Annotated in this window: 13 protein-coding genes; 11 read left to right on the forward strand and 2 right to left on the reverse strand. The window is 53.2% G+C overall.

From position 1 onward, the window contains the following. The first annotated feature begins 6 nt into the window (after positions 1-6). Positions 7-1,842: a DUF262 domain-containing protein gene (locus ACW73I_RS00485; protein WP_458027229.1), complete on the forward strand. Its 1,836-nt coding sequence runs from the start codon at positions 7-9 to the stop codon at positions 1,840-1,842. 177 nt (positions 1,843-2,019) lie between these two features. On the opposite strand, the gene ACW73I_RS00490 is transcribed toward ACW73I_RS00485, so the two are convergent. Further along, positions 2,020-2,688, reverse strand: coding sequence for a hypothetical protein (locus tag ACW73I_RS00490; RefSeq protein WP_458027230.1), 669 nt, complete (start codon positions 2,686-2,688; stop codon positions 2,020-2,022). Between the two features lie 411 nt (positions 2,689-3,099). Here ACW73I_RS00490 and ssb point away from each other — a divergent pair, with 411 nt between their 5' ends. The 10 genes from ssb (at position 3,100) to ACW73I_RS00540 (ending at position 12,620) form a co-directional block, all read left to right on the forward strand. Further along, the gene (gene ssb, locus ACW73I_RS00495) at positions 3,100-3,528 is read left to right on the forward strand and encodes a single-stranded DNA-binding protein (RefSeq protein WP_458027231.1); all 429 of its coding nucleotides are present in this window, start codon (positions 3,100-3,102) and stop codon (positions 3,526-3,528) included. Positions 3,529-3,672: 144 nt separating this feature from the next. Next, positions 3,673-4,728, forward strand: a complete 1,056-nt coding sequence (bet, locus tag ACW73I_RS00500; protein ID WP_458027232.1) for a phage recombination protein Bet — start codon at positions 3,673-3,675, stop codon at positions 4,726-4,728. 95 nt (positions 4,729-4,823) lie between these two features. Further along, positions 4,824-5,159: a hypothetical protein gene (locus tag ACW73I_RS00505; RefSeq protein ID WP_458027233.1), complete on the forward strand. Its 336-nt coding sequence runs from the start codon at positions 4,824-4,826 to the stop codon at positions 5,157-5,159. After that, a complete protein-coding gene (locus tag ACW73I_RS00510; RefSeq protein WP_458027234.1) occupies positions 5,156-6,157 on the forward strand; it encodes a YqaJ viral recombinase family nuclease in 1,002 nt (333 codons plus the stop codon). The genes ACW73I_RS00505 and ACW73I_RS00510 overlap by 4 nt, the downstream gene beginning before the upstream one ends. 313 nt (positions 6,158-6,470) lie before the next feature. After that, positions 6,471-6,683: a hypothetical protein gene (locus ACW73I_RS00515; protein ID WP_292573776.1), complete on the forward strand. Its 213-nt coding sequence runs from the start codon at positions 6,471-6,473 to the stop codon at positions 6,681-6,683. A gap of 105 nt (positions 6,684-6,788) precedes the next feature. Then, the gene (locus tag ACW73I_RS00520; protein ID WP_458027235.1) at positions 6,789-7,730 is read left to right on the forward strand and encodes an AAA family ATPase; all 942 of its coding nucleotides are present in this window, start codon (positions 6,789-6,791) and stop codon (positions 7,728-7,730) included. Positions 7,731-7,732: 2 nt separating this feature from the next. Continuing rightward, the gene (locus ACW73I_RS00525) at positions 7,733-8,485 is read left to right on the forward strand and encodes a hypothetical protein (protein ID WP_458027236.1); all 753 of its coding nucleotides are present in this window, start codon (positions 7,733-7,735) and stop codon (positions 8,483-8,485) included. A 122-nt stretch (positions 8,486-8,607) separates the two neighbouring features. Further along, positions 8,608-9,813 (forward strand): DUF3150 domain-containing protein, encoded by a 1,206-nt coding sequence (locus ACW73I_RS00530; RefSeq protein ID WP_458027237.1) that lies wholly within the window; start codon positions 8,608-8,610, stop codon positions 9,811-9,813. 85 nt (positions 9,814-9,898) lie between these two features. Next, entirely contained in the window at positions 9,899-11,725 is a 1,827-nt protein-coding gene (locus ACW73I_RS00535) for a VWA domain-containing protein (protein WP_458027238.1), read from the forward strand. A 358-nt stretch (positions 11,726-12,083) separates the two neighbouring features. Next, positions 12,084-12,620: a hypothetical protein gene (locus ACW73I_RS00540; protein WP_458027239.1), complete on the forward strand. Its 537-nt coding sequence runs from the start codon at positions 12,084-12,086 to the stop codon at positions 12,618-12,620. Here ACW73I_RS00540 and ACW73I_RS00545 read toward each other — a convergent pair. Beyond that, positions 12,598-12,975: a hypothetical protein gene (locus tag ACW73I_RS00545; RefSeq protein ID WP_458027240.1), complete on the reverse strand. Its 378-nt coding sequence runs from the start codon at positions 12,973-12,975 to the stop codon at positions 12,598-12,600. The two genes, ACW73I_RS00540 and ACW73I_RS00545, sit on opposite strands and share 23 nt — an antisense overlap. Between the last annotated feature and the right edge of the window lie 86 nt (positions 12,976-13,061).

Consider the following 13,061-nt stretch of genomic DNA (forward strand, 5'->3'; position numbering starts at 1 on the left):
ACAAGCATGGCTCGCATCGAAAACCACAAATACAGCATCGAGGAAGCGTTCAGGGAATGCTTCTATATCGTTCCGGACTACCAGCGCGAGTACGTCTGGACAGATAAGGAAGTGCATCAGCTGCTGGAAGACATCGGTGAGCAGATCGATGCGGGCACGACACGAGAATATTTCATTGGCACTGTGCTGGTGTCACCAACCGACCAGAAGAATCATTACGAGGTCATCGATGGCCAGCAGCGCCTTACCACATTCTTCTTGCTGCTCTGTGCATTGAAGCATCTGTTCCAGGGTGAGCCGCAACGGCAGATGATTTCTGGGTTGATCTCGACCAGCTATGTGGATAGCGACGGTGAGGTGCGCACCAACCTAAAGTTAGAGCCTCGCTACGAGAATGCGGGCGAAGTGATGGCCAAGTTGGTGGAATTGGATGCCGATCCACAGACCGTGCGCACGGGCATCCAGTCAGCGGGCATCGCCAGCTTTGGCTCGCTCGAAAATCTGGTCAACGCCTACGGCACGCTGTATCGCTATCTGAAGGACAACTACGACGACATCGCTAATCTCAAGAAGTATTGGGGCTACCTGGCCAACAACGTGGTGTTCATTCAGATCTCCACTGACGTTAGTAGCGCGCTGAAGATCTTTGAGACCATCAACGAGCGTGGTGTCGGTTTGAACCCGATGGACCTGCTCAAGAACCTGCTGTTCACGCAGGTCAAACAAGCCCAGTTCACTCAGCTCAAGGACGAGTGGAAGAAGATCACCAAGCCGCTGGAGAAGGAGAAGGAAAAGCCGCTGCGTTTCCTGCGCTACTTCCTGATGGCCAACTACGTCATCAAAAACGATCGCAGTGACTCGGTGGTTCGCGAGGACGAAATTTACGATTGGTTCGTGGCCAAAGACAACGCCGCCTTGTGCGATTATGCGAACAAGCCCTTCGAGTTCGTCCGCAAAGTGATCCGTAATGTTGAGCACTACCTTGCCTTTGCCAATGGGCTGGGTAATGACGGCAAGCCTAGCCTGGTAATGGACAGTCTCAAGCGTCTGGCCGGTGGCGCGTTCAGCTTGCATTACGTTCTACTGCTGGCGGCGGCCAACTTTCCCAAGCCGTTGTTCGACCATTTCGTAGCGCAGCTGGAGAGCTTCCTCTTCTACTACATCTTCACCAAGACCCCGACCAAGGATCTGGAGCGCAGCTTCTCGCAATGGGCCGACGAGCTACGCGCAATTGCAGGGACCACAGATCCAGTGAAACAGAAGGTTCAGCTCAACGCATTTGTCACCGACCGTTTCGAGAACAACATGTCGGGCAAGTCACAGGAACTGGCCGATGCCCTCAAACGCTTCACCTTGTATTCGATGCAGCAGTACCGAACACGTTACCTGCTGGCACGGCTGACGCAACACGTCGAGATGGCCTTCAGCGGACTGAAGGTGCCGGGCAATCTGGAGCCATTCACTAATCTAGAAATCGAGCACATTCTGCCCAACAAGCCAGAGGACGATCTTCGCACCAATTGGGCCACCGAGAATCCGGGAATGGTTTACGAAGACTTCAAGAACCGGTTGGGCAATCTGACCTTGCTGGAGAAGCCCATCAACATTGTCGCGGGGAACGATTATTACTCGGTCAAGAAGGTAGAGTACAGCAAGAGCGGTAACTACCTGACTCGCAGTCTGGTGGCGCTGACCAATGTTGGGCAAAACACGTCCATCTCGCGGATCAACTCAAAGCTTGAGGCTTTCCCTGCATGGAATGCGGCAGCTATTGAAAAGCGGCACGGCATGCTCATCGCTTTGGCTCTGGATGTTTGGAAAACTAATCCAATTGATGTCTGACAAGAAAGGTCGATCAAGATGGCAAGCACAGAGCCCCCTATCTCAATGTGTGCAGATTGCAAAATCTCTGGTTGGTGCTTCTCGAAGCGCCAAACCGTATGCCAATCTAAAGTATAGGGATAGTCGGAAAGTCACTTCGATAATTGGGGTCCACTGATATTTCATCCAGATGAACGCTCATTGGTCACCAGCCTTATCCGAGTCGGTCTCATCAACCAATGATTCCTCATCCTCGGAATGCTTCGTTGGCTCATCTAACAGTCCTGATTCCTGCCGGGCCAGTCGCACTTCCTCCCCATGCCCCTGCTCATAAGCCGCCTGATGCGCATGCCGTTCCATCGTCACAATTTTATTCGCCAGCCGTTGTAACCGCTGCTGCCACTCTAGGCGTGCTGCAATGCAATGTTTGTTGGAGATGACCTGGCACAGCCACAAGGTGTCCATCACGATCATCAGCTGATCCAGCAAACGAATCAACTCGACGAATTGCGCAATCTGCGGCGAGGCAATCTTCGCCACGAATTCCCTGGGATGCGTGTAGGTCGGCGTTTCATTGATGCCGTTGTCAGCCTTGAGTTTTTCTAGCCGACTCTTTTCCTGCTGCAGTTGCTCAGCGCATTCGGTAATCATTTGACTGACGATGCTTTCGATTTCATCGACCGTTTCCTCCCGGCCGATGATGCGCAGTATCACGTCGATCGCATACAAGGACACCATCAGTCGATGATAGCTATCACGGATGACCCGAATGGCTTGTTCGCTGTTGATGCTAAACGTACGCTCAAATATCGGGCGACTAATGGCGCGACGCTGGGCTGGTTTGGGCTGTGGAGCTGTTTCGGACATGACCGTTTCCTGATGTGGACGAATGGTTCATGATCGTATGCCAATTTTTTTTCGACATTTCTGCAATAAAGGTCGAATTCGTCCTTTATTGCAAGATCACTTCAAAAAATCTTTGCTTCAATACCCACCAACGGAATCGGTTGGTCATCGGCCTTTCGCTTCTTCTCATACTTTCTCGGCTGATTTTTCATGATCGCCTTGATCCGACTTCGGTCGGCGTTCCGCTTTTAAGCGGCGACGGTGGTGTTCCATCGGCGTGTTAGGTGCGTCAAGCCTGATGTGAGTTTTTTATTTTTTAACCCTGCCGGGCGTCTCGATTCCCAGTCGGGGTTCGACGGCCGGCGTGCCCATCGCCGCGCCGCTGGGTATTGTTATCGTTGAGTCGGGCGCGGCCGATTGGAGGACATCATCATGGCCAGTCGTGGTGTAAACAAAGTCATCTTGCTGGGCCATCTCGGTGCCGATCCGGATGTTCGCTTCATGCCGAACAACGGCGGCAAAGTCGTGGCGGTGCGTTTGGCAACCAGTGAGATTTGGAAAGATGCCAAAAACGCCAAACAGGAACGTACCGAATGGCATCGGGTCGTGTTTTTCAAAAAATTGGCCGATACCGCCGAGCAGTATCTCAGCAAAGGCAGCAAGATCTATGTGGAAGGCTGTCTTCGTACCCAGCAATGGGATAAGAACGGCGAAAAGCGTTACCGCACGGAAGTGGTGGTGCATGACTTGCAACTGCTCGATCGCCCAACAGCGCCTGCATCTGTAAATGGTTCATCATCGAGCCCGGTAACGGATGACGGCGATTGGGATAACGAGTATGCCGACATGCCGCTCAACTAAACCCAGGCGATAAATGAACGGCCGCAACCGCGGATAAATTTTAACTTACTGCCGACCAGCTTTTGCTATTTCGGCTTTCCAACCCAAAGGGGACGACTATCCCCGTTGGGGCCATGGCGTTCCCATTTATTAAGGAGATCACCCATGAGCAATCAAAATCGAAATTATCCTGCGAAGTCTCGCGACTTACCCATGCCGATGGCAGCCCAACAAGGCTATGGCATTTCTGAGCAATCCTGGAAGGTACTGACCGAAGTCACCTTTCCCACGGCGAAAACCCCGGAAGCCATTCTGATGGCGCTGGATTATTGCAAGGCCCGCAAGCTAGACATCTTCAAAAAGCCGGTGCATATCGTGCCGATGTGGAGTGCCGCCTTGGGCCGCAATGTCGAAACCGTCTGGCCGTCCATTATGGAAATTCAGACGACCGCGTCTCGGACCGGTGTTTGGGCCGGCATGGATAGGCCTGCCTGGGGCCCGGATGTCACCAAGACCTTTACCGGTCGCTACAAGGACGATAACGAGCAATGGCAAGAATCCAGTGTCACCGTGACTTTTCCCGAATGGGTGGCGGTTACTGTTTATCGGATTGTCGCCGGCAAACGTTGTGCCTTTACCGAGGAAGTCTATTGGCTCGAAGCCTACAGCACCGCCGGTGGAAAAAACTCTCAAGTGCCGACCGCGATGTGGATCAAACGCCCTAAGGGGCAATTGGCCAAATGCGGTAAAGCGGCGTCGCTCAGGGCAGCTTTTCCGGAGGAATGCGGTTATGCCGCAGAAGAAATGGATGGCAAAACCTTAGACGACATTGCAGACGGTCGTGTGATCGATGGCAGTGCCAGTGTTGTGAATGCAGCCGAATTTGGCAGTGACGAGTATGTTTTGGGAGATGTTTCAGACGGTAATGCAAACCGCGTCATCGATCTGTCGCAAATCCATCCCAAGGTACAAAAAGCAGTCGCTGAACTGGTTAGACGGACTGCGGCAGCTGGTGCCTGGAAAGCGGCCTACGACTATGCCAACCAGAAGTTCAAAGGCATCGATCTAACCTTTGCCTTGGCCGAGTTGGACAAGGTATCGGAGGTCGACCCCAGAGCAACGGCAGCCTTGAGCCAAACCGACAGTACCGGTATGCCGCCATTGTCACCCAAAGAAATGGCCATGAATCAGGCCCGTCAAACCTTGGGTAACGCCGCCTAGTGGCTTTGCAATCTCAATTTTCCTAACCACCCGCTAGGGCGTCATGATTCGCCCACGGGGTCGGACATGACGCTCTTCAATTATCAGGAGAGATCATGAACGCAATCGATCAATCATTGAACCGGCTGCCCTGTCATACCGACTGGCGGCGTTACGACTCACCCACGGTGATTCGCCGGCATGGGCGCGGCTTTTTAGAACGCAGCTTTAAACCGAGCGTAACAGTTGCAGATGTCGACAAACCCTCCAAAGCGGAATTATGTAATTTGGTAGAGAGCTTTGGCGGCTTGGTGTTGCCAACCCCAGATGCCGTGTTGTTGCTGTTTGCTGATTACCATTGGGCGCAGCGTTGCGAACGGCATTTATCCCAACGCGGCGTGCCCTCGTTGCGATTAGGTTGTCACATTCAGTTGCCGGAATCCTGGCAATGAAAATCGTCGACGTTTCGCAACGTTCCGATGCCTGGCGGCAATGGCGTTCACAAGGCGTCAGTGCCAGTGAAGCGGCCATCGTCATGAACCGCTCACCGTATAAAAGCTATTGGCGACTCTGGGCAGAAAAGATCGGTCTGGTGTTGGAAGCCAGTTTGGACAACAACCCGTTGATCCGCGCCGGCATCCAGCAAGAGCCCGAGGCTCTGCACCGCTTCGAGGATAAACACGATCTGATGTTGTTGCCGCTGTGCGGCGAGTCGGAAAAGTATCCTTTGATGCGGGCCTCGTTTGACGGCTTGTCCGATGCGAATGAACCCGTCGAAATCAAATGCCCCCACGAGACCACGTTCTTGGATGTGGCGTTGAATCGGGAAGCTTCGGCGGCCTATCAGTTGTATTGGTGCCAGGTGCAACAGCAACTACTGGTCGCCGAAGCCGAACGCGGCTTTTTGTTTTTCTACCACCAAGGCCAGGATGTGGAATTCGAGATTCAGCGCGATGAGCGCTTTCTCACCGAGTTGGTCGAAGCGGCGATGGATTTCTGGTCGGCGGTCAAATCGAAAAAGGAACCGCCTAAGGATCCGGAACGCGATTTGTATTTGCCGCACGGCAAGGTGGAACGGCAATGGCAACAACTGGCGGCGACGTATCGGCAGCGGGCGTTGACCATCTTGGATCTCAAAAGCCAACTCAACCAGTTGGAGGATGAGCAGTCGAGCATTGAAAACACCTTGGTGGCCTTGATGGGCGATTACGTGGCTGCGGAGCATTCCGGGTTACGCATCAGCCGCTTTCAAAGCCAGGGTGCTATCGATTACAAGGCGGCACTTCAAACCTTGCAACCGGATGTTCAGGCTGCGTCACTGGAAGTCTACCGAAAACCGTCGGCCACGCGAGTTCGTGTGACCTGCCGAGAAGACGACGGCAAACATGCCGAAGTGCCATTCGATGCCCAAGCCTTGAAAGATCTGGCGGGTGTGGACTTTTGGTTTTGATGGTTCGTTTCAAGACATCCTGTAACCCAAGCGGTTACGGGATGTTTATTCATTGACGGCAGGATCGGTTCAGGTTGGGCATGTCGGTTTTAGGCTGGGCTTTCGAAAAAAGTCCAACTCAAAACCCGCATCGTTCAGGCATTCCCTTCGTGGAATCCCGAATCCGGTTTCGACCGGCGTTCCGTTATTAAGCGGCATGAGCGTTTGCCTCGTGTGCCAGGTGCGTCAAGCCTGGTGTTTTTTGTTTGTCCCGTTGGGGTTCATCACCCTTGCGGGACTTGGTGACCCTTTTTATCTATTGAAGGAGGTCATCATGAATCACGACTTTTGGAAAACCTTGCACGGCTGGTTGAACGTTGCCAATAGCGACGACATCCAGGCCAAAAGGCGGTTGCTGCTGGAGATGCACCGTCAAATCTCGGACCCCGGTTTGAGAAGCGACATTCAGCGCATCGTTCGTTTGATGGATCGGGAGCTGTTAGCCCGCGCCGAATGGGCGATGTACTGCGTCATGCAGTTACGTTAATTTTTTCTCCCCTGGTTAGCCAGTGTTTTACACCCGTCGGGGCTCATCACCCCTCGGGGCCGGTGCGCCCCTTGTCATTTGAGGCTAGTCCTCGAGGAGCTCACCATGTATCAATCCTATTCCATCGCCGACACCTTCGGCATTCAGGCCCCGGCATCCATGAAAGTGGAAGGCTTTATTCCGGCCAATAACCTTTATGTGCCAACGAAAAAGCCGTACGTGTTTCGCAAGGATCACTTGCGCGATGTGTTGGCGTTTTTAGGCGCCCACAATGGCGACGGCTTATATCTGACCGGTCCAACCGGTTCCGGTAAAACCTCGTTGTTGGAACAAGTTGCAGCGCGTCTAAACTGGGGCGTGCATTCGGTCACCGGCCACGGTCGATTGGAACTCAACGATCTGCTCGGCCAGTACATGCTGGTCGACGGCGGCGCGATGAAGTGGATCGATGGTCCGTTGACCCTGGCAGTTCGTCTGGGCCATATATTGTTGATCAACGAGATCGATGCCATCGATCCAGCCGAGCTGATTGGCTTGAATGAAATCGTTGAAGGGAAACCGCTAACGATTCCGCAAACCGGCGCTGTGATTACGCCGCATCCGAAGTTTCGTTTGGTCGCGACCGGCAATAGTGCAGGGTCTGGTGATCAGTCGGGTTCGTACCAAGGCGTATTACGTCAAAACCTGGCGTTTCTGGATCGATTTAGGCTGATGGAAGTCGGCTACCCCGAGCCCGAAGACGAAATGAAGCTGTTGGCTGATGTGGTGCCGACCATGCCGGAATCGGTACGGGAAAGCATGATCAAGGTGGCCAATCAGATTCGTAAAGTCTTCATCGGCGGTCCGGATGGCGGTGGCATGCTGTCGGTGACCTTATCGACGCGCGGTTTAGTGCGTTGGGCATCGTTGGTCGCCACATTCAAAAGTGCGCCGAATGCCTTGGCTTATTCGCTGGATCGGGCTTTGACCTTTCGTGCCGAACCCGCCGAACGCGAAGCGATTCATCGCATCGCCAAGGATGTGTTTGGGGACGATTGGGCGGTGTAGTCATGACGGCTTGGACTTTATACCGTCATCGTAATGCTGACGGCAGCTCCAAAGACTGGGCGGTCCGAAGTAATTCGGATGGCAGTATCACCACCCGCTGGGGCAAGACAGCTTCTCGTCTGCCCAGCATCAACACGCGAACCGGTATTCGCCAGCACGAAATCGAACGGCAAAAGCAGGCCAAGGGCTATGTGTTTGTCGGCGAAGTCGAAATCGATGCCGATGGCAACATCCGTCTGCCCCGTTCCACGACGATAGCCGATCCGGTACCCGTGTCGACAGAAACCCCACTGGTCGCGGTCGACAAGCTGTATTGGCATGTCGATTGCCGCGCTGGGCACGTTACCTTGCTCGATATGGGCATCGCGCTACGGCGTTGGTTGGGCGATCTGGAGGCCTGGTCTCAGGCTCAAGGACTTGCCACAAGCGACTGGTTCGGTTGGCAACAACTGCTCGATGCCAGTCTGGGCGAGGATGCCTTTGATCTCAGTGGGCAAATCCATCTCGAACACGGAATATTGCCTTGGCTGTGGTTGATGGCCTTGAAACATGCTGCCTTTCCCGGTGTCTCGGTGGACATTGCGACTGAAAGCGGCCGTGATGTGTCGGCGGACCTCAGGGCTGAAACCGAGGTATTGGCATTATTCGATACCGACGTCGAGAACATAAGGTCGCTGGCTGAAAACTTGGGGCTTTTGAAACCCCGACTCGATCTTGCGTTGGCCATGGCGGATCAAACCGATCACTGGTTTTGATCCGCTGGCGGACATGCCGTTTAGCCCTGTATCGCGTTCGATGCAGGTATTTTTTAACATTCACCCGGAAGGGGCCATTCGCCTCTGCGGGGTCAGTGTGCCTTCTTCCATAGGAGGTTCACATGACACAAACTCAACTCATTTTGGATCAAGTGGTCTTGATCAAAGTCGACGCCACGATTTACGGCGCGCGCAAAAAGCTCAACAAAGAGGATCTGGTACTGGCCGACGGTAGCAAGTTGCCACCGGAGGATTTGGCCAGTTTGGGCTCGAAACGCTTGCTCGATCCGGATCGGCTATCGGTGTTCAACCGTCTAAAGAAGGAAGCCGAACGCATTTGTTTACGCGTCGGCACCCGATTTCTAGGCGGATTCATCGTACCGGTCGCAGCAGCGGCGCGGGTCACGGCGGAACTAGATCGTATCGCCGGGGATTTTGCCGAGGCACGGGCAGAGTTTTTGGATGGCTACGATGCGGCGGTACAAGACTGGATGGTCAAACATCCGGAATTTGCCGGCATCATCGAAAAGGCCATCGACTCGGTGGCTTTGGTCGCCACCCGCTTGACCTTTGATTATCTGGTGGTCTCGGTCGCTTTACCCGAACAGTTGCCGAAACAGGAGGTCGAACGCCTGGAAAGCAAAATCGGTTCGTTGAGCGAGCAGATGTTCCATGAAATTGCGGTAGACGCCAACTTGCTGGTCGAGCAATCGTTACTCGGCAAGGAACAGGTTACCCGCAACGCGCTGAGGCCGATCAAACGCATCCGCGATAAACTCGATGGTTTGAGTTTCTTGGACTATCGGGTGGCGCCGGTGGTAGAGACGATCGATGACTTGTTCGGCAAAATCCCGAACAGAGGTTCGATCGAAGGTGGTTTGCTGCAGGAAATCCTCGCCATGGCGATGTTGCTGGCCGATCCGGATAAAACTCGGCGGCACGGTGAAGGATTGTTGGCTGGACAAGCGCCGGCAGTCCAGACCGATGCCTATACCAATGTTGACGTTGATGATGAAGTATCTGTTGATCAAGCGGAACTCGAATCATCAGTACAGCCCTCATTACCCGCTCCAGTGAATGTTGAGAACGTTGCAAACGATCCGGACTTTACCGATCTGTTTGATGGCATCTTTGACGATGAGCTCGAAGTGGAATCGGCATCCGATAACTGGGCGTTGGAGGTTTTGCTGGATAAAAGTCAATCCAATTTGGAAACCGATAGCGATGCGGCTAGATACGAACACTCGGAAAACGCAGCGGAACCGGCAACGGTGACGGCGGGCGACGATGAGGAAACGGACGATTCCGACCAGGACTACTGGTTCTGATCTGACGCCATTTAACCATTCACCCACGGGGGCAAAGTCATGTCCCACTGGGATCATGGTTTGCCCTCCACAATTGGAGCACACCATGAAAAATAGAACCTTACACAACGCATTCCCCATCGTTGCGGCAGCCATTGGCAATCGCTTTGGGGTCAAAGTCAGTGTCGGCGGCGATAAAGCCTATACCGATGGACGATCGATTCAACTGCCCGCCTATGACGGCGACGATCCGGATTATCAGGATGTTGCCTGGGGGCTGTTAGCCCATGAAGCCGCACATATTCGCTATTCGGATTTTACGCTGAGCTATGGCAGTTCGGTATTACGCCGGCGCTTATGCAATGCGATTGAAGATATCCGCATCGAGCACGAACTGGCCAAGGACTTTCCGGGGACGCGACTGACGATACGAACCGTGATTGAAAATATGATTGCCAAAGGCGACTTTGTCGCCAGCCGTATCGATGATCATCCGGCCAATATTTTGTACAGCTTTGTTTTGAAGAGTCTGCGAGCCAGGGTGTTGGGTCAAACGGCGTTACGGCCGTTGGTCGAACAAACCGAAGCGGCACTGAAAGCGAGTTTTCCGAAAGGTGCGGTAACGCGCCTGAAAGGCTTGCTGTCCGAAGTACCGCTGGGTTTGCAGTCTGAATCCGATTGCCTGCAATTGACTGATCGCATCCTGATCATGATTGAGCAGGAATTCGAGCAACAAAGGCAACGCAATCAGGCAAGGCCATCGGCAAATGAGGACTCCTCGCCTGAACCGGATGATTTGGATCAGTCCAAAGTTTCAGACTCACAGGATTCGGATGATTCGAATGGCTCAGATTCCCAGAATAGCTCGGAACCCGATGAACGTTTACCAAACGACACTGATGACGAATCGTCTTCAGAATTCGGTGGTAACGATGCATCGAATCCGGAAAATCCTGACGAAGAACCGACAACATCTTCCGATAGCGCTTCATCCAATCCGCAAGATGAGGATGAAGAAAATACAGAGATTACCGACCCGATGGGCGTCTTGCAAACCCTGTTGTCCGCCGGAGACGGTGACATCGAGCAGGATTTATTCGAATCCCTGAAATCGGCTTTGTCATTGGCCGCGGAAAATGAATCGGAATTGCTGATGCCCAGTGGCCACGAGCCACCAATGGATGAGCGAGCCGGAGCGGTTTTACTGCGCAAGGTGCAAGGCGAATCAGGGAAAATCCGCGCCGCGTTGCAAGGCATCGTCCAATCGCAAACCCTAAGCCGCACGCAACACGCTTGTCGTGGCAGCCGGTTGGACAGCAAACGTTTACACCGCTTACCACTCGGCGAAACCAAGCTGTTTCAGCGCAAGCAGTCCAAGGTGGCACCCAATACGGCCATCCATCTGTTACTCGATAAATCCGAAAGCATGGGTTATCAGGTGGCCGATAGCCAAGGCCAGCCCATCGGATCGCGTATGCCGATTGCGTTGGAAGCCACCTTGGCATTGGCTTTAGCTTTTGAAGGCATTCCGGGGGTTAATCCCGGCGTGACCGCGTTTCCTGGGGCTCAAGACGACTCGGTATTCCGATTGCTGGAACATGACCAACGTGTGAAGGCCCGAACCGGTGCATTTTCGCTGGCCGCCGTTGGCAGTACGCCGATGACGGAAGCGATTTGGTTTGGTGCGGCGTCACTGCTGCGTTGCCGGGAACCGCGCAAGGTGTTGATGGTGATGACCGACGGTCAGCCCAACGACACCTTGAACACGCTGGAATTGTTGCAGCGCTGCCGCGATAGTGGAATTGAAACGGTCGGTGTCGGTTTGGGATTGGATGTCAGTCATCTGTTCCCGATAGCCATCACCATTAACGACCTTTCAGAACTGAGAGCGCAATTGTTCGAACTCTCGAAATCGTTGTTGTTGGCGGCCTAAGGCCAGTCAATTATCCGTAGCCCAATCCTTAGGTCTTAACCTGAGCGATTGTGGCTATGGGTAGCTGATTGCAACCGCCGTTTGCAACCGCCGTTTGTCGAATGCACTCACTTACTGGAGCTCATTCGACAAACAGACACTTCATGCGTTCTTTCCAGGACGCTGAATCCGACTTTGGTCGGCGTTCCGTCTTTAGGCGGCGAGCACGTTAATCGTGATCGTGTCGGGTGCGTTAAGCCCGATGTAAAACGCAGAGGTATTAACTGCTGCAAATCAAAAAACCCGCTTCGGGCGACCATCGCCCGGCCGGGTGCTGTTCATTCGAAGTGTTTTCTTAAATTTTCAACGGAGAACTTCAATGAACTTTATTTTCGGCGTCATCCTACTGGCTATGTTCATCCTCGCCTTGCGGGTGATTTTGGCAACCGCGTTGCAAATGCTGAGCGCGTTGAAACACACAGCTCAAACGTTTCACCGCTATCGTGCGCAGCGTTTGGCACGACATCGGCTACCGGTCATCATGCCACGTAGCCGCGAGGATATGGATTGGTTGGCGATATCGGATTCGGTGCGTCAGGAAATTCAGAGTCGTAATCGTGAAACAAATCGCGAGTTGGAGCGATTGGAACTTCAATATCAAGCCAAACAGAAAACAATCAAACTCTACGAGGCGGATATTGAAATCGCCAAACTGGAGCGGGAGCTATTTAAAATCAAACCGATGACTGTTGCGGACGAAGTCGAAGTAAAACCTCGGCGGCGTTCAAAAAAAGCGACCGGTTTAGCCATGGTGGACGACAAGTCCACTAAAACTGCCCAACAGGTTTTTCAATTGCGAGAAGCGCTGAAAGGTACTGCCAACGCATTACCGGCTAATCAGCAAGCCCGCCATTGAATACCCGTAACGTGGTTCCGGTTGCCGTATTGATACGGCGAACCGGGATCTCGTGTTGACTGGATTCATCGGCAAATGCCCAACTGCCTTCGGGCAATAGCGACAACAAATCGTTCTGGGTTTCCCGACGTATTTGGCGAATTTTGTTTAGAAACGGCCAGGCCTGTTCAGGATTATCAACGCGCTTGAGCACGTCGGCTTCCAAAACATCCAATTTTTGGAAAATTTGTTGGCAATGTCGAACGACTTTTAGTGGTTCGTCGACCGGAATCGCCATCGGTTTTCGACTTGGAGACGGCTCCTCCGTCCGCTTAGGACTGAGGAAATCAAAAATGCGCAAAATATCGTCAAACATGGCTATTTCTCTGCTTTTTAGTGAGTTTTAACCACCATATACCGATTTTTGTGCGAGTTCAACCCCGCTGCATGAGCCAGATTTAG

This window comes from Methylomonas sp. MgM2 (genome assembly GCF_054172045.1).